Source organism: Leptolyngbya sp. 'hensonii', from assembly GCF_001939115.1.
Taxonomy (GTDB): Bacteria; Cyanobacteriota; Cyanobacteriia.
Window position 1 is genome coordinate 187,316 of sequence record NZ_MQTZ01000002.1, and the last position, 18,193, is coordinate 205,508.

13 protein-coding genes are annotated in these 18,193 nt (G+C 52.9%); 5 read left to right on the plus strand and 8 right to left on the minus strand.

Features of this window, described 5'->3' with window-relative positions:
• Positions 1-36 precede the first annotated feature (36 nt).
• Both BST81_RS01005 and BST81_RS01010 read right to left on the minus strand, forming a co-directional pair.
• Positions 37-567 (minus strand): hypothetical protein, encoded by a 531-nt coding sequence (locus BST81_RS01005; RefSeq protein WP_075596671.1) that lies wholly within the window; start codon positions 565-567, stop codon positions 37-39.
• A 42-nt stretch (positions 568-609) separates the two neighbouring features.
• Positions 610-1,389, minus strand: coding sequence for an isochorismatase family cysteine hydrolase (locus tag BST81_RS01010; RefSeq protein ID WP_075596672.1), 780 nt, complete (start codon positions 1,387-1,389; stop codon positions 610-612).
• Positions 1,390-1,567: 178 nt separating this feature from the next.
• On the opposite strand from BST81_RS01010, the gene BST81_RS01015 reads away from it, so the two are divergent.
• Positions 1,568-2,971 carry an amidohydrolase gene (locus BST81_RS01015; protein ID WP_075596747.1) on the plus strand — a complete coding sequence of 468 codons (1,404 nt, stop codon included), beginning with the start codon at positions 1,568-1,570 and terminating at the stop codon, positions 2,969-2,971.
• Here the strand turns inward: BST81_RS01015 and BST81_RS01020 are convergent.
• The 3 genes from BST81_RS01020 to crtR form a co-directional block, all read right to left on the minus strand.
• A complete protein-coding gene (locus BST81_RS01020; protein WP_171974626.1) occupies positions 2,941-4,743 on the minus strand; it encodes an AAA-like domain-containing protein in 1,803 nt (600 codons plus the stop codon). The genes BST81_RS01015 and BST81_RS01020 overlap by 31 nt on opposite strands.
• Positions 4,744-4,751: 8 nt before the next feature.
• Positions 4,752-6,872, minus strand: a complete 2,121-nt coding sequence (locus tag BST81_RS01025) for an AAA-like domain-containing protein (protein WP_075596674.1) — start codon at positions 6,870-6,872, stop codon at positions 4,752-4,754.
• Positions 6,873-7,093: 221 nt separating this feature from the next.
• Positions 7,094-8,017 carry a beta-carotene hydroxylase gene (gene crtR, locus BST81_RS01030; protein WP_363079041.1) on the minus strand — a complete coding sequence of 308 codons (924 nt, stop codon included), beginning with the start codon at positions 8,015-8,017 and terminating at the stop codon, positions 7,094-7,096.
• A gap of 114 nt (positions 8,018-8,131) precedes the next feature.
• Between crtR and BST81_RS01035 the strand changes: the two genes are divergently transcribed.
• Together BST81_RS01035 and BST81_RS01040 are read left to right on the plus strand one after the other, a co-directional pair.
• The gene (locus BST81_RS01035) at positions 8,132-8,899 is read left to right on the plus strand and encodes a YebC/PmpR family DNA-binding transcriptional regulator (RefSeq protein ID WP_075596675.1); all 768 of its coding nucleotides are present in this window, start codon (positions 8,132-8,134) and stop codon (positions 8,897-8,899) included.
• Positions 8,900-9,066: 167 nt separating this feature from the next.
• The gene (locus tag BST81_RS01040; RefSeq protein WP_253188041.1) at positions 9,067-10,314 is read left to right on the plus strand and encodes an FAD-dependent hydroxylase; all 1,248 of its coding nucleotides are present in this window, start codon (positions 9,067-9,069) and stop codon (positions 10,312-10,314) included.
• 89 nt (positions 10,315-10,403) lie between these two features.
• On the opposite strand, the gene BST81_RS01045 is transcribed toward BST81_RS01040, so the two are convergent.
• Entirely contained in the window at positions 10,404-11,216 is an 813-nt protein-coding gene (locus tag BST81_RS01045; protein ID WP_075596677.1) for an acyl-CoA desaturase, read from the minus strand.
• Between the two features lie 135 nt (positions 11,217-11,351).
• On the opposite strand from BST81_RS01045, the gene BST81_RS01050 reads away from it, so the two are divergent.
• On the plus strand, positions 11,352-12,578 hold the full coding sequence (locus BST81_RS01050) for a methionine gamma-lyase family protein (RefSeq protein WP_075596749.1): 1,227 nt from the start codon (positions 11,352-11,354) through the stop codon (positions 12,576-12,578).
• 64 nt (positions 12,579-12,642) lie between these two features.
• Here BST81_RS01050 and BST81_RS01055 read toward each other — a convergent pair whose 3' ends face one another.
• Positions 12,643-14,457 carry an ABC transporter ATP-binding protein gene (locus BST81_RS01055; protein ID WP_075596678.1) on the minus strand — a complete coding sequence of 605 codons (1,815 nt, stop codon included), beginning with the start codon at positions 14,455-14,457 and terminating at the stop codon, positions 12,643-12,645.
• A 252-nt stretch (positions 14,458-14,709) separates the two neighbouring features.
• On the opposite strand from BST81_RS01055, the gene BST81_RS01060 reads away from it, so the two are divergent.
• Entirely contained in the window at positions 14,710-17,016 is a 2,307-nt protein-coding gene (locus BST81_RS01060; protein WP_075596679.1) for a serine/threonine-protein kinase, read from the plus strand.
• A gap of 42 nt (positions 17,017-17,058) precedes the next feature.
• Here BST81_RS01060 and BST81_RS01065 read toward each other — a convergent pair whose 3' ends face one another.
• Positions 17,059-17,901 (minus strand): hypothetical protein, encoded by an 843-nt coding sequence (locus BST81_RS01065; protein ID WP_075596680.1) that lies wholly within the window; start codon positions 17,899-17,901, stop codon positions 17,059-17,061.
• Positions 17,902-18,193: the final 292 nt, after the last annotated feature.

Sequence of the window (18,193 nt, forward strand, 5' to 3'; positions counted from 1 at the left end):
CCTCTCCCCTTCTGGGAGAGGGATTTAGGGAGAGGGCTACAAAAGTGGGATGCACTCAAGTGGGTCTTCTGAAAGTTGTGGAGCTTTTCCAAGAACAAACTTACTGCCTTTATGAGCAACAATGTTGTTGCGCCATATCCTTAGCTTCTCAACTAAAGGGTCAGCCTTAGCAAATTCAATATCTTTATCTAATTGTGCTTGGTCTGGCACCCTATCACATTCTGCGAGGGAATTTACAAAAGCATTATCTTTTAAGCGTTCACGAAAATTCTGTTCATTGAAAAAATGAAGATTTTCTTTGATTGTCTCAAGTAGATTTACAAGATTTAAATTGTTGTTGCATTGGGTATCGAATACTCTGCATAGACGAATGAGCCAAGCGTCTTGCAGAGCATCGAAGGTTAGAACCCAGAAGGTATTTGACTGCGCGAACTCTTCGGGGTGCGATCGTAAAGCATCGTTCAAATCCCAATAGAGGCGATAGTAAATATTTGCGTATACAATCTCTTGCTGAAGATTGTCAAGAAGCCTATTGAGTTCGTCCCCTGTTTTAACGTTGATTTTCATCTCTCTCTTTACTAAGCCATGACTAAATTTTAGCCATTGTTATCAAATAGCAACTTCACCAATACCTTTGATCAAATGTGATGAGTCCGAGACAAATCCAAAACATTGGTTGACGTTGTAGATCGTGGCTTGTAAACAATAGTCTGGGGAAGTGGTGGCAGTACAATCGCGCAGCAGGATACAGTCGTAGTTCAGGAAATTAGCATCCATTAACGTGGCCAGCACACATTGATCGGCATTGACCCCGGCAAAGAATAGGGTGGTGCACCCCAGGTTCTTTAAGATGCTATCCAGAGGCGTATCCCAAAAACCGCTCATCCGGTACTTATCGACCCAAATATCTTGCGGATCTTGAACCAGTTCCTCGACAACTGCGGCTGCCCAACTCCCTTGGGTCAGGACTTTTGCCCCCCTTGTTGGGAGTGGATCTCCCAGGCCAACGCCCTCTCCTGTAGGATTGTAGACGTGACGTAGCCCGGCTCCAATGTTTAGCAAGTCAGGGCGGTTCCCCCAATTGACCCAGAGGATGGACACTTGGGCCGATCGCAGATCTGGCAGCAACTGCTTCAGGGGTTCGATCGGTTTTCTGGCTGGGGTTACATCCACGCCAATGGAAGCCAGCCAACCTTCTGGATGGCAGAAATCGTTCTGCATGTCGATGACCAACAGGGCTGCTTTGGCCAAATCCAGTCGCAGTTCTTTAGTATCTGCGGGTAATGTAAGCAGGCGTGGTGGTAAAGACGGACGGGTGAGGTCTGCGATCGTAGCATTCACAGCCCAGGTGTTAGGAGGAACACCCAATTGACGGAGTGTAAAACTCATACCGTTTCTGTTGAAGATTGCAACATGATGATACAAACTTGTTGCTAATGGGCATGCTTCAATTCAAGGTTAGTCTTTTCTTCCCGATCAAGGAGAATTCTAGACTACAGCCTGAGGCTCATTTAACGGAATGAACCCTTGCTTGGCTTTTAATCTGCAGCACACACAGGACAGTCACGTGGATTTCACCATTCAAAATGCCTTAGTTCCCTTTGATACTGGCTATCAGGAAGTTGATGTTCAAATTCAAGCAGGAAGAATTACCGCGATCGGCTCCTCTCTAACAGTCATAGGAACAGCGATCGAGGCCCGTAATAAGTTGCTGCTCCCCGGATTTGTCAATGCCCATACCCACTCCTCAGAAATGTGGCAGCGAGGGCTGGTCCATCCCTATCCCCTGGAACTATGGATTGGTGAGCTGTATGATTTTGTGCCCCTGGAACCAGAGCAGGTTTACCTGAGTGCCCTGGGTACGGCTGTGGAAACGTTGCTCACGGGTGGAACTACGGTTGTCGATCACCTGGTGCCCATTCCGGGGCTGGAAATGGAGACAGTTGCTGCAGTTGAGCGAGCCTATCGAGAAGTTGGAATTCGCGCTTTTGTCGCCCCTCTGCTGCAGGATGAATCTCTGCCAGCCAGCCTGCCCTCTGGGGGCTATGAGGTTAGCCATCCTCCCTATATTCGGAATACGGCAACCACGCTTGAGTTAATCCAGGCTGTGGTGGATCAGTTCCATCGCCCAGCAGAAGGTATCTTTGTCGCTACAGCTCCAACGGGGATGCAACTCTGTTCCGATGCCCTGTTTGAGGGATTTGGAGCCTTGAGCGATCGCTATAACCTCTGTCGCCATACCCACTTGCTGGAAACGAAAGCCCAACAGATGTTGGCCCAGGAAAAATATGGTTGCAGTGCGGTGGAGCATCTCAAGCACCTGAATTTTCTCGGCCCCCGGACCTCTCTGGCCCACTGTGTCTGGCTCACCGATCGGGATATTGAGATTCTGGCTGAGACCCAATCTACGGTCGTGCACAATCCCCTCAGCAATCTGCGTCTCGGAAGTGGGATTGCTCCAGTGCTGAAGTATTTACAGGCTGGGGTTAATGTTTCCTTTGGTTGTGATGGATCCGCCAGTAATGATTCTCAGGATCTGCTGGAAGCGATCAAAATTGGCTCTATTCTGCACAATGTTACTGATCTGGACTACCGCCACTGGATTTCCCCCCGACAGGCCGTGGAAATGGCAGCGCTAGGGGGAGCGAAAGGGCTGGGCCTGGCGGATCAGATCGGGACGGTGGAAGTGGGGAAACAGGCGGATCTGGTGCTGTATGATCTGAAGAATTTGTCTCTGCTGCCCCGGACTGATCCGATCGGGCTGCTGGTCCTGGGGCGTCCTACCCAGGTGGTAGACAGTGTTTGGGTCAGGGGGAATCGGGTGGTTGCAGAGGGGCAGGTCACCACAGTGGATGTGGGGCAACTGCAACAACAACTGTTTGAGCGCAGCCAGTGGACCTACAATCGACAATCATCCTCGGTCCCTCAGATGGAAGCCCACTATCGGGCGGTCATGGGCTTGCCGGAGTAGGGGGTTGTTTCTTCGGAAGGTTGCCCGATCGGATCGAACTGAAAAGTGAGACTGAAAGCGCCCAGAAAAATTAAATCCCCTCCCCTGAGGGGCTGACGTTGGAGTACCTGGAGAGTGTTCACAAACAATCCATTGGTGCTACCCAGGTCAATCAGATAGAATCCCTGACTGGGAACATATTGAATCGCAGCATGGCTACGGGAAACCTGGGGATCGTGGATGGGAATATCGGCTTTGTGATGACGACCAATCACCCAGTTTAAATCGGGCTTCACCAAGGTTCTGAATTCACCCTTGGGTAGATTTGTCTCCAGATAGGCTTGCTGTTCCTGGATTACACCCCGAATGTACCAGTCCACGGATTCAGTGGCTTCCACATAGGATAGGGTTTCATCCTGGGACAGGATCTCATCCTCGGGCTGGCTGTTGACAATTTTGATCAAAACCTGATTTGTTTGCTGCTCGTTTTCCAGGGCTTTAGCCTGGGAAGCAGACAAAAACTGATGGTCCTGATCCCCCAGATTTTTGCCAGCAGCCCAGGCCAGGGCATTCTGTAGGACCATCCCCTGGAGTAAAAATTCGTCCCCTCTGGTTTCAAGCCAGGTCTTTAAGGCCGCTCCATAGGGTCGCAGGTTGGCCAGAGCTTCATCTACCCATTCCAGATTGAAAACCGCTGCATAGATCCGGTTATAGACCTGAAGTTTGCCCTGGCTAGTGACGACCAGACCCGACAGGCGCAGTTCCGTTTGTTCCGTACTGTCGTCTGCTGGAACTTCCCCTTGCTCCAGAATCCGGCGGTACAGCCCCAACAGTTGGTTGGTCCGCTGTTCACTGCGCAGGATTCGATCGCGGATGGTGCGGAGGTGCTCTGGTTCATCCTGCGACTCCCAGTTGGTAATCAGGTAAGTCTGGACAATGCTGGTCACGAATTGCTTGGAGGCGCTAGATTTTGGGGATGTAAAAGAGGGGGTTGCCTTCTCTCCCCGGCGTTTCTGCTCGATCGCCTGAGCCACTAACTTACAGAGTTTCTGGGTCAGAAAGGGTTGGCCACCTGTCCAGAGAAGGATTTCAGCCATAGTTGCAGTAGGGTTCTCAACCTGATTGACCAGACCTTGAGCCAGGGGATTGGCTTCTTCCAGACGAAACCCGGTGAGTTCGATCGCCCGTCCAATATTAAAGGGGGTTCGACTCTTGTCCTGAATCAGATTTGAGGGGGTAGCGACCCCAAATAGGGCAAAGGTGAGGCGACGATATCCGGGCTTATCAGCGCGACTGTTATAGCAGGAGCGAATCACTGCAAAAAAGTCGTCCTTGAAGCCCAGTCTCAGGACGCTATCAATCTCATCGACAAAAATCACAATCTTGCGATCGGGAATTCGAGTCAGGATTTCTCCTCGGAGAATTTCGCTGAAGCGATGGACAGGAGACAGGAAGTCATAGCGTATCCACCAGGCATTAATATCGACCTGATCCAGCAAATCCAGGCCACTCAGGAGGGTATAGGTCAAACCGGCATACCATTGATTGGGTGTAATATCCTGGCTGCCTACAGCGGTCAGGTCAATCACGGCGCAGGCAATTCCGTCTGCCTGCAGGCGCTGCATGGTTTGTACCCGCAGGCTGGATTTTCCCATCTGGCGCGAATTCAAAATGTAGCAAAATTCCCCAGCCTTTAATCCCTCATACAGGTCCCGATCTGCCCGTCGGGTGACATAAGTCGGAGCGTCCAGCGGTAAACTTCCCCCCACCTGATAATCGTAGGGTCTGTCCATATCCCCACTCATAACATCTCTCCGGCTGACTTGGCGGGCAGGTTTTCCAGGCGGGGAGAGAAGTATTGGCGATAGAGATGGCAGCGCGCTCTGGCTTCATGGCCCTGCAGTCGAACCAGCCCCATACTGTGGAGTTTAAAGCCTGGAATTGCCTCCAGTTGGGTCGGGCCATCGGTAGAAAAGACCTGGCGGGCTGCTGCTGCCAGTTCCGGATGTTGTTGTAAATTCCACAAATGTCGCCGTAGATGATCCCCGTAGAGACCGGTTTCACCGGCAGCGGTGGCGACCAGTTGCTCCAGGGTGGTTTCCTGGCGGGCGATCGCATAGAGGGCCAGCCGGACCAGGTAGGGATGACCTCCCACCAGATGCATCAACCCCTGCACGTCTTCCCAAGTCCAGGTCAGGTGGTGACGGTGGGCCAGAGCCAGAACCTGCTCGGTGTCGAACTCTGCCAGCTCGATCGGTAGCCCGACATTGAAGGGAGACTGGTTGATGTCGATTGGAATGTAGACTTCGGTGGAATGGACCACAATCAGGCGCAACTTTTTCCAGATCTCCCGGTTTTTGGCTTCTTCATGCCAGGCTCGCAGGAGACCAAAAAAGTCCCCAGCCAGTTCGGGATGGAGAAAAATGCGGTCCACTTCATCCAGACCCAGCACCAGAGGAGCCTGGGACTGAGGCAACAGATAATTCTCAAAGTAGGCTTTGCAGGCCACTTTGCTACCGAAGACGCGATTCCATTTTTCGGAAAGTAGATCGGGCAGATTCAGCTCCAGGGCGATGTTGGCACAGAACCACTGCAGAAATCGGTCCAGATCAGCCAGGATTTTACTGTCTGCCAGTTGAAAGTTAAGGGGAATCGTGCGGTAGCCCTGATCTGCGGCCTGTTGAAGAATGCGGACCATGAGGGAGGTTTTACCCATCTGGCGAGGAGCCCGAATTCGAACCAGCGCTCCGGCCCGGGTAATTTCCTGGTAACAACGGATTTCGATCGGGGGCCGTTCCATATAGAAGGGAGATGCCAGATTCACCTGACCAGTGGGCAATTCCGGCTCTGCGGCGGGGGTGGGCCGATCGCTGGCTGGGGATGGTGAAGGGAGGCTGGGCTGGCCTGAAACGGGTTGGGTTGGCCCGTTTGTGATCAGCTGCAGGACTTCCGCCAAGAGAGCGGGGGTATCGGCATCGGATTGCCATTCTCGCTGTTGAATTTGATCGAGATAATGGTGCAGATCGTAGGTCAGGGGCATGCCCAGGGGGAAATTTACCCGAATTGGCAAAATTACAGGTTTACCTTCGGGGTGCTGCTCCTGCAAGTCCTTGGCCCGCCGTACTTCCTCCATCACCATTTCGCTGGTGGCCGATCGGGCAGAGAGGAGCAGGAGCAGATAATCAGACTGACGCAGCTCCGCCTCAATTCGCTGGGGCCAGTTCTCTCCCAGCCGGATACTCTCTCCCGCCAGAAATGCCTCATGACCAGCTTCTGTCAAGGCTGCATAAAACTGTTGGGCTAGACCAAAGTCAGGGTTCTGGCTGCGGTAGCTGATAAAAATTTTCCTGGAAACGGTTTCGATCGGGTAGGGCGGGGCAATTTCATACACCGGTACGGGTTCAGGAATGCCTTTGAGCTGTCGTCGCCCCATAAACATTGCGGGTCGGGGCAACCGCCCCTTGACAACCTCATACACCGTCTGGGAGAGGCAAATCCCCCGGGCTGGGGCTTCTCGCTGCAGTCGAGCAGCCAGGTTAACGCCGCTGCCCATGACATCGCTGCCTGTGAACTCCACATCTCCCAGGTGAATCCCGATGCGGTGGTGCAAAATATCGCGGATCGGGAGGTTAAGAGCCATTTCGGCGAAGGCCAACTGGATTTCGATCGCACAGGAAACGGCTTTTTCTGCACTCACAAAGTACATCAGCAGGCCATCCCCCAGGGATTTCAGAACCTGCCCTTCAAAGCGATCGCACAGTTCGCCCATGCGCTGAAAATCTCGTTCAATCAGGGCCAATGCATGCTGCTCATCGGCCAGCATCTTGGCTGTGAAAGCTTCCACATCCGTAAAAACGATCGCCGCCAGAACAATGGAGCCTCTGAGATTCAGGGGGCGGACCACATTATCTATGGGATTCATGGGCGGATTTCCCATTTCTGACAGCGATGCCCAAGGCTAAACCACAAGTACCAGTATCGCGAATAAGCCAGTTTGTGACAGGGAACTCCGGAGACAGTACCCCCACAAGGAGGACGACGCACCTCTTGCGAAGTTTTCGCGTGGCTGGGCTGTTATAAGCACCTGTAACTTAAGCAATTCTACTAATACTTTCGGATTGAACGGAAAAGTCTGCACATCGCTTAATCTGATGACTCCTGCTCGGGTGAGGATTCAGGAGTAGTTCGGTGATGGAAGCGAATGCCCAGAAAGACATCGTAGAGGAAACTCCAGAAGCTTTTCCCCTGTAACAATCCTAAAGATTGATAAGAGCCTTTCTCATCCAGTAAAGGCTTGGTGGCATAGTAGGCGGGTTGGTAGTTATACCAGGGGATGGAAGGCCACAGGTGGTGGATCAGGTGATAATTCTGGCCCAGGATCAGAATATTGAGAATTGGGCTGGGATAAACTCTGGCATTCTTCCAGCGATCGCGCTCCTGGAAAGGACGGTGAGGCAGGTAGTCGAAAAATAACCCCAGAGCCAGACCCACAACTAACGCACAGGAGAACCAGTAATTAATCAGGTAATTAAAGAACCCGTATTGCAAGGAAAGATAGATCAGTATGGCCACCGTCAGGCGAGCGAGGAACCATTCCATTAACTCGTACTTACGCCACAATTGCCGCTTGAAGAAAAAGATCTCGTGGTAAAAGAACCGGGCTGCGATCAGCCACAGGGGACCCCCTGTGGAAACATAATGATCTGGATCATTGTCTGGATCGTTCACATTTGCATGATGCTGCATATGTACCCTGGTGAAGACCGGAAAAGAGAACGTCAACATCAGGGCACTGGCATGGCCCAGAAGTGAATTCACGATTCGGTTTCGATGGGCCGCATTGTGAGAGGCATCATGAATTACAGTGCCTGCAATATGCATGGCGAGGACATTAAGAAAAAAGCAAACCGGACCTCGCCATTGCCATTGGAAGTAACCGATTGTGGAGACTGTTGCCACAGCCACCCCTGCCAGGAACATCAGCATGGTTGGACTGAAGGTTCCTGGTGCGCTTAAGTACTCCTTTGGCACGGTCAGAGGCTTTCCTGCCACCGACATCGTTGTCATACCCCTCTCTGCTATTCTTGCGTAGTATAAGCTACAACTGTTATGCAATAAACTTTTATTACATTGACTCAACTATCTATAAGGCTCCTATAACAGAAGTAAATTAAGTGGCATATGGCGGGACACAGTAAATGGGCCAACATCAAACGGCAGAAAGCCAGGGTGGATGCGGTCAAGGGCAAAGTGTTTACCAAAATTTCTCGCGAGATTATTGTAGCTGCCCGCAGCGGCGTTCCCAACCCGGAAGGGAATTTTCAGCTACGGACAGCGATCGATAAGGCTCGGGCGGCTGGAATTCCCAATGAGAATATTGAGCGGGCGATTGCCAAAGGAGCGGGCAAATTTGGGCCTGATAATGCCGCTCTGGAAGCAATCCGCTACGAGGGTTATGGCCCTGGTGGGGTGGCCATTTTGATTGAGGCCCTGACTGATAATCGCAACCGAACAGCAGCGGACCTGCGGACTGCCTTTAGTAAGTATGGCGGTAACCTGGGGGAGACTGGCTGTGTCAGTTGGATGTTTGCCCAGATGGGGGTGGTCATGCTCTCTGGTCAGGTGGATGAGGATGCGCTGCTGGAGGCCTCGATCGAGGGGGGAGCAGAAACCTACGAACTATTCGAGGATGAGGAATCTGTGGGGGCGGAGGTGTTTACGGCGGTTCCCAACCTGGAACTGTTGGGTAAAGCCTTACAGGCGAGGGGATATGTTGTCAAACAGTCGGAACTGCGCTGGATTCCGCAGAATTCTGTGGATGTCACTGCACCGGATCAGGCCCGCCTGCTCTTGAAGCTGATGGATGCCCTGGAAGACCTGGACGACGTGCAGAGCGTAACGGCAAATTTTGACATGGCCGAAGAATTGATGTCCTGCAGCCTGGTTTGACGGGGTTACGGATGGGTTAGGGTTGCATGCTACGTCTCTACACCGCAACCCCACAACCGTTTTACAATTTAGGCGTAACCAAAATTTTTTTAACAAAACGGACCGTGATGCTATCTGTTGAAACTGCTAGACCTGAATCGGGGTCATCGATTTTGGAGCCTGATGGAGTGACGCAATCCAGGTCTGAGTTCCAGGAAATTGAGTCTCTGGAGCTGGACTGTGATGTGGCGATCGTGGGGGGAGGCATTATCGGTGCTACCCTGGCCTGTGCTCTCTCTGAATCGGGGCTGCAGGTGATTTTGATTGAGTCCCAGGTTGGTTCGATCGCCGCTGCCAAGGGCCAGGCTTATGCCTTTTCGATTCTTTCCAGCCGGATTTTTCAGGGGCTGGGGCTGTGGGATGACGTGGCACCCCGGATCTCGGCCTGTACAGAAATTCGGCTGTCGGATGCGGATTATCCTGAGACGGTCCAATTTACGCCTGCTGATCTGGGGACGGAGACGCTGGTGTATGTGGCGGAGCATGCTGTTCTGCTGGAGGTATTGCAGCATCGCCTCCGACAATCTGCCCAGGTGCGATATCTTTGTCCGGCCCAGGTGCAGGCGGTGCACTATGGAGACGAAGGGGCGGTGGTGCAGGCGGTGCAGGGGGGCAGCCCGATCGTGCTCCGGAGCCGGTTGGTGGTGGCAGCGGATGGATCTCGCTCCCAGACCCGTGCGGCTGCCGGGATTAAAACTCACGGCTGGCCTTACTGGCAATCCTGCATTGTCTGCTGTGTACAACCGGAGCGTCCGGCGACCCACATTGCCCATGAACGCTTTCAGCCCAGTGGCCCCTTTGCCATTCTGCCTTTGCCTGATGGGGTTTGTCGAATTGTCTGGACGGCTCCCCACGCCGATGCCCATGCCCTCTGTGCCTTGCCAGATGAGCAGTTTCTGACGGAATTGACCCACCGCTTTGGCGATCACATGGGCAGGCTCTCTTTGGTGGGGGGGCGGTATGTCTTCCCGGTGCAATTGATGCAGAGCGATCGTTACATTGGGCAGCGGCTGGCCCTGGTGGGGGATGCAGCTCATGGGTGCCATCCTGTAGGAGGGCAGGGCCTGAATATGGGGATTCGGGATGCAGCGGCTCTGGCCCAGGTATTGCAGGAGGCCCATCAGCAGGGCCAGGATATTGGAACGGTGTCGGTACTGCGGCAGTATGAGCGCTGGCGGCGGTGGGAAAATTTGTGGATTCTGGCCTTTACCGACTTTCTCGATCGCTGCTTCTCTAGCCAATGGCCACCAGTGATCGGATTGCGGCGTCGAGGGCTCTGGCTCTTGAACCATGTCCAGCCTGTCAGAAGATTGGCCTTGCGTCTGATGACGGGGTTAATGGGCCGATCGCCCCGACTGGCCCAACCCGATCGTTAAGGCCAAAACTATCAGGGGCGCGGTAATCGCGCCCCTAAAACATATCGGTCACTTACCCAAATTAAACGGGTAGAATTTTAATATTGAGCTTAATCATCGGCCAGTTTGACATTCCTAGCTAGACCCAAAAGCTGCAGCACTTGAATCGTCATCCAGGTGAAGTCAATTTCCCACCAGCGCAAGCCATGGCGGGCAGAATACTGATAGGCATGGTGGTTGTTGTGCCAGCCTTCGCCAAAGGTCAATAGGGCAACCCACCAGCAGTTGGTAGAGCGATCGCCGGAATCGTAGGTCTGGTAACCAAAGGCGTGGGTGGCACTGTTTACAAACCAGGTGAAGTGATAGACCATCACCAGGCGAACAAAAATTCCCCAAACCACAAAGGACCAGCCTCCGAGAAAATACAGTCCGATCGCTAGGGCAATCTGGACAGGCAGGAAGTACTCTTCCAGGAATTGATAAACCGGATCGCCGCTGATGTCTTTGGTAAATCGGGGAATTTCTTGCTTGGCCGGAACTTCATAGAGCATCCAGCCCATGTGACTCCACCAGAATCCTTTGCCGGAGTCATGGTGGTCATTATCCTGGTCTGAATGCAGGTGGTGGTGGCGGTGCAACCCAATCCACTCAATCACCCCGCCCTGGCAGGCCAAACTACCGCAAAACACCAGAAAATACTCCAGCCATTTAGGCACCTGGAAGCTACGATGGGTAACCAGTCGGTGTAACCCCAGGGTAATTCCCAGTCCACCGGTAATCCAGTAAAGAAATACCATTAAGCCTACCGCTGTCCAGCTAAAATTACTGGGCAGAAAAGCAAATAAAGCACCAGCATGGACAATAGCCATGAACAGGATAACGTGCCATGAGTAGGGACGTTTGGTTGAAGTTGCAATAGTCATTCAGAGGCCTTTTTAAGTTGTTAATCAGGTTTTGCGGTCACGAGAGAAGTCCCTGACACATTGGATGCATCAGTATTGCACAATACATTCCCCCGAAGACCTATAATGCTCTCCGCAAAGGGGAACGGGTTACAAATGATTAGTTTAAAGTTAGAAAACTTAGAAGACGGTCTTTTTTCGATTTTTTCTGGTATTGACGCCCAGGTCAAGGAAAATCTCCAGCGGGTGCTGACAGCCTTTCGACGCTACCGGATAGGCAGCCACCATTTCGCTGGGGTAACGGGGTATGGGCATGACGATCTGGGGCGGCAGGCCCTGGATCAGGTCTTTGCTGAGGTGATGGGGGCAGAGGCCGCGATCGTGCGGGTGCAATTTGTCTCCGGCACCCATGCGATCGCCTGTGCCCTCTACGGCATTTTGCGTCCCGGAGATGAGTTGCTGGCGGTTGCAGGCCATCCTTATGACACGCTGGAGGAAGTGATTGGCCTGCGGGGGAAAAACCAGGGCTCCCTGGCGGAATTTGGTGTGACTTACCGGGAACTGGATCTGACGCCCGCCAATAGCCTGGATTGGGAGGGACTGGCAATGGCGGTGGGAGCAAAGACCCGCATGGTCTTAATTCAGCGATCCTGTGGGTATTCCTGGCGGCCCAGTCTGACGATCGCGGAAATCGAGCGGATCGTGCGCCTGGTGAAACAGCAGAATCCCCAGACGATTTGCTTTGTGGACAACTGCTACGGGGAATTCGTGGAAAATCGAGAACCCCCTGCCGTAGGTGCAGATCTGATTGCCGGGTCTCTGATCAAGAATCCGGGCGGGACGATCGTCCCAGCCGGAGGATATGTGGCCGGTCGAGCCGATTTGGTGGAAGCGGCGGCCTGTCGCCTGACGGCTCCGGGGGTGGGCAGTTCCGGGGGGGCGACGTTTGACCAGAATCGGCTGCTGTTCCAGGGACTGTTTCTGGCCCCCCAGATGGTGGGGGAGGCGATGAAAGGCAATTGGCTGACGGCTCAGGTGTTTCATCAACTGGGCTATCCGGTCAAACCGCTGCCCGATGCACCCCAGCGGGATGTGATTCAGGCGATTCAATTGGGTTCACCTGAGAAATTGATTGCCTTCTGTCGGGCAATTCAGCAAAATTCCCCGATCGGATCCTATCTGGACCCGGTGCCCGCCGAGATGCCCGGTTACGAGAGTCAACTGGTAATGGCTGGAGGCACCTTCATTGATGGCAGTACCTCCGAGTTCTCGGCGGACGGGCCTCTGCGAGAGCCTTATGTGGTTTACTGCCAAGGGGGTACCCACTGGACCCATGTGGCGATCGCCCTGGAGACAGCGGTGGCAGTGGTGGGCCCGGCCTGACTGGCAGACCCACCCCGGCTCTGCGGGCCATCCCTCCTGGGAGCAGCAGGGCCACTTGCTTTGTCTAAACCAGTTCACCGGTTTCCTGAAGGGAATGCAGGCGATGGTAGATGCCCGCCTGTTGCAACAGTTCGGTATGGCTACCGATCTCAGCAATTCGTCCTTGGTCCAGAACTACGATCTGGTCTGCTTCCCGGACTGTACTGAGCCGGTGGGCAATGATGATCAGGGTGCGGGTGCCAAAAAGGTTCCGCATGGCTAACTGAATCGATCGTTCAGACTCGTAATCCAAACTGGAAGTGGCTTCATCGAAGACCAGGATGTCTGGGTCTACCAGTAGAGCGCGGGCAATGCCCAATCGCTGACGCTGGCCTCCAGACAGGCGCAGCCCCCGTTCGCCGACGATCGTCTTATACCCTCTGGGCAGATGTTGGACAAATTCATCCACTCGGGCAATCTGGCAGGCTTCCTCCACCCGGGCCAAGGGAACCGTTGGATTGCCATAGGTGAGGTTATCCAACAGGGTGCCGTTGAAGACATCCACCTCCTGGTGAACGATCGCCAAGCGTCGTCGGTAGCGGGTCACATCCAGCCTCCGGATGTCTTCCCCATCCACCAGAATGCTGCCCTGGGTCGGCTCAAAATAGCGAAACAGTAATTTCACCAGGGTAGATTTGCCGGAGCCCGATCGGCCCACCAGGGCCACAGTCTGACAGGGTTCAATCAGGAGATTAATGTCTTGTAACACTGGGCGGACTGGGTCGTACCCAAAGCTGAGATTGGAGAAATGGACTTTCCCCGTGAACTGATAGGGCGGCAGGGGTGGGTTCAGTTCAACCAGATTAGCAGCATCGGAGCCGATCGGATGGTGCATGAACTCATGAAACCGGGCCATGGAGGCATAGCGACGGGCAAAGACTTCAGCCAGGTTACTGATCGGTTCCAACTCGGCATAAGCCATGCTGGAGATGGTCAGGGTGGTGACGAAGTGACCCAGGGAGATCTGGCCTTTGACGGTGGCAAACAGGGTGAAGGCCAGGATACCAAAGACACAGGTCTGGACGATCGTCCGGTGCCACATGTTCAACTTGACGTAACCAAAATGGACTCGGTAATCCAGGACTTTGAATTCCCGATCCCAACGTTGCTTCTGCCGTTTGAGTTCGGAAGATTCTGTAGCAAAGGCTTTGATGGTTTTAATGTTTGTGACAATTTCAGAGTTACGACTTTCTGTTTCTTCCATGTAATGGTCCAGCATGGTCTCCTGGGTGACCAGTTGCTGCAAATTCTGAAGGGTAAACCCCAGAATGAAGATGAAGGAAGCTAGAAATAACAGGGCGATTCGCCACTCAATTAGCCCAATCACAATGAAGATGCCCAGTACTCGAACCAGTTTGGGAACCAGTTGACCCGTGATTTCTGGATAGGTCCAGGTGTGGTTGGAGATTCCTCTGGCAACTCGTCCAGCGATCCGGCCTGGATTGTTCTCGTCATAGAATTCCAGGGGCAGGGTCAGAACCTTTTCCAGAGCTTTCTGGGAATGGTCTCGACGAGCCCGAAAAGCTGTATCCCACTGAAACCAGTGGCCCAGCCACGGTTGGATGGGGGCCCGGACAACCGTAACCAGACAGATTATGGTGAGCAGAACTCCTAGGGCCAGTTCACGACTGGAGGAAGTGCCAACCAGGGTTGCAGAACGGTCAATCAGATGTTGTAGAGGGCTGTCTACAGCCTGACTGGACAATACATTCAGAATTTGTCCGATCGCATAGGGAACCACCAGGTCAATCACCTCAAACAGACTGACCATCACAACACTAAAGAGGGTAATCAACCAGTAGTGTCGATAATATTTCAGGATGTCATTGAACTTAGCCACAATACCCCCTCTAACAGATCGCTAGAATGGTTTAGGGATCGTTATTATATGCTACAAAATAATACTTATACTACAACCCGATCGGGTGAACCTGTTTAGTTGATCTGACTACCCAGAGGCCCTACATCTCAAACGGTCAGCGGTTTTTACGGGTTCGGTATTAATGGTCTAGCCGTTATACTCAGCAGAAGGCATGATTCGTTATGGCAGGTAGGGAACTCTAGATTTAGTTTTGTTTTTGAGCATCTACTTATGTTGGAAAGGACACTGGGAGGAAGGTATCAGATTGTCCGGCATTTGGGAGGCGGTGGATTTGGGCAAACTTTCTTAGCCAGGGATTTGCACCTACCCAACCAACCCGCTTGTGTAGTCAAACAGCTTAAGCCTAAAACCTCCAGCCCCATTGCACTCCAGACTGCAAGATCCCTGTTTAACAAGGAAGCGGAGGTGCTTTATATTCTGGGGGAGCACGATCGGATTCCCCGGCTCTTCGCCCATTTTGAGGAAAATCGGGAATTTTACCTGGTGCAGGAATTTGTCGAGGGGCAAACACTCAACCAGGAGATTGTGGTGGGGAACACCCTCCGGGCATCCCAGGTGCTGGAAATCCTGGTGGATGTGTTGCAGACCTTGCAGTTTGTCCATCAGCAGCAGGTGATTCATCGAGATATCAAGCCCTCTAATCTGATTCGCCGCCAGGAAGATGGTCGGATTGTCCTGATCGACTTTGGGGCTGTGAAGCAGATGGGGATACCGGTGATCGAGAACTATGACCCCACCACATTGACGATCGCCATTGGTTCCCCCGGGTTTACACCAAATGAGCAGATTGCCGGGAAGCCCCGCTTCAGCAGCGATCTCTATGCTCTGGGGGTTCTGTGTATTTGCGCTCTAACTGGGGTGGGATCACAACAGTTACGGGAGGATCCCCGTACCAGTGAATTGCTCTGGCGCGATTCTGTTGAGATCGATCCACATCTGGCAGATGTGCTAGATCGAATGGTCCGATTTGATTTTCGCCAGCGCTATCAGTCTGCCGGAGAGGTCTTGCAAGCATTGCAGCCCCTGATAGAACCTATGATCTTGCCTGCGGCAGAGGGGCCTCCCGCTCCAGGGATAACGCCAGTCGATGCAGAATTCTATCTGGTCTGGCTGGAGCGAGGAGATGAATTGTTTCAGTCCCAGCGATATGAGGATGCGATCTCAGCCTATGACAAGGTGATTCAGATTCGACCAGAGGAGTATCTGGCCTGGTTTAAGCGGGGAATTGTGCTGGAGACTCTGAATCAGTATGAGCAGGCTCTGGGGGCTTATGACCGGGTGATTCAGTTGCGGCCTAAGGATTACCTGGCCTGGTTAAAGCGAGGAAAAGTACTGGAAAACTTGCACCAGTATGAAGAGGCAGTTGCAGCCTATGACCAGGTGGTGCAAATCCAACCCAATAATTACTGGGCCTGGTGTGACAAGGGGAGAGTCCTGGAGACTCTGCACCAGTATGAGGCTGGGGCGACAGCGTTTGATCGGGCAGTACAACTGAAGGCCGATTTTCGAGTGGCGATCGAAGGTCGTAAGCGGGTTCTGGTGGCATTGGATCAGATTGATACCCTCTATCATTTAGAGCACTATGAGGAGGTGCTGGTCAGTTGCCAGCGCTTGACTCAGGCCCAACCGCAGAATTGCCATGCCTGGTTGATGCTGGGGATGGCTCTGGAGAAGTTACAGCAGTACGAGCAGGCTCTGGCTGCCTATCATCAGGTGGTGCAGTTGCAGCCAGAAGATTCGATGGCTTGGTTTAACCAGGCGAAGGTCCTGGAAAAGTTACATCGTTATCAGGAGGCTGCCATGACCTACGAGCAAGTAGTGCAGTTGCAGCCTGGGCATTACTGGTCCTGGTATGACCGGGGCCGGATGCTGGAGAAATTGCAGCAGTATGAGGCTGCGATCGCGGCCTTCGATCAAGCTGTCCGGCTGAAGTCGGATTTCCAGCCTGCAGTAGAGGCCCGCAAGCAGGTTCTGGGTATGCTGAGCCGAAGTGAGCAGATTTCTCGCTCCAGGGGCGCACATCCTGGAGACAGCCAACTCATCTGGTTGCACCGGGGAATGGCCCTGGAAACAGAGCATCGATATGAGGAAGCTCTGGTTGCCTATCGGCAGGCGATCATACTGAAGGAGAATGGTGTGGAAGTTTGGCGGCGGCAGGGGCAGCTACTTTATCAGTTGGGCCATTTTGAGGAAACTGTGGCTGCTTATGAACAGGTTGTTAACCTGGATCCAGAGGATGGGAGTGCCTGGTTCTGTATGGGGGGAGCCCTGGCCCGGTTGAAGCGCTTTCGGGCAGCCGTGGCTGCTTTCGATCGGGCCATTCAGGTGAATCCGGAACGGGCTGAGTTCTGGTATTGGCGGGGTCGGGGACTGCAAGAACTGCAGGATTATGGAGAGGCGCTGGTTTGCCATGAACAGGCGATCGCCCTCAATCCAGCATTTCAGGCGGCGCTGGCCAGCCGTCAACAGGTGCTGGCTCGGTTAGGCCGATCGGTAAAGACAACAGAGGCGTTGTAAACAACGCCTCCCAAAGAACGATAAGTCTGATGGATTGGGGATCTAAAATCCTCGGAAGTTGTAACCAATGCCTAACACAACACCAACATCGACGGAGTCGAAGAAGGCAAAGTTAAACCCAGCAGTTCCCGTAAATTGGGGACCCAGAGGAACATCTACCCCTGCAGTGAGCAGGGGGCGAATGTAGCTGGTGTTCCCAGTTGAGATCGCCAGACCCCCTCCAAAGTAGGGTCCTAATCGATATCCCCCTTCCAGTACATAGGGGCTAAAGTCAAAAGTAACTGGCAGAGTGATGTAAACATCATTGCGAATCAGCAACATGGGTCGCACAGAAATATCTGGGTTCAGACCAATTTTGCTGAAGATCGCGAAACTGACATCATTGGTCAGGGCATTTTTACTGCCACTGATACCCAGGTTTGCTCCAAATCCAATGAAGCTGTAACTGGTTCTGGTCGCTGTACCAGGGGTAATCTGCACATCCGTCAGGGGAGGGGGGGCTTGGGCCACCGATTGGTCTGCAGGAGGGGTGGGTGCAAGGACAGCAGCAGAGGTTAGGGCTGTGCCCGGTGCCGGAACGAAGGGAAGTTTTTTGCTGGAGAAAGCGGTGGTTACTTGGGAGTTCAGGCCGGGGATCGGGGTGTGAGTTGGCACAGAGTCTTGTAGGCGCAGGGTCTGCCAGTCTTCCTGGGGTAGAGTTGGCGCAGAAGACGGACTTAAGTTGGGAGATTCAGTCTGGGTTGTTTGAACTGCAAGGGGAGATACAACAGAGTCAGAAGGAGCCCCATCAGGAGTGGTGGCCTGGGCGAATGGCATATAGCCAAAAATCCCGGCAACAGGCAGGCTCAGTATGACAGTCAGAGATCTTGAAAAATTTGTTTTCACAGGTCTACTTCCTCGCACCGCTTAACTGGATTTTGGGACTTAGTCTATCCACAGATTCTAAATTAATTTATTAGTAAATAGAATCAAATTGTTGATTAATTTATTAGTAAATAACATGGAACTTCTGATAGCTGATGGCCGGATATAGGGATTCTGTTGAAAGACTGCTCAGTCACCTGGCCACTTCAAAAAATTAGAGATTTGATAGATTGCGAAAGATTCAGGAGCCCTATAGTTCATCTATTCCCCCGCATTTAACGATCGAAATGTGTTGCAAAGTTTACATCGATAA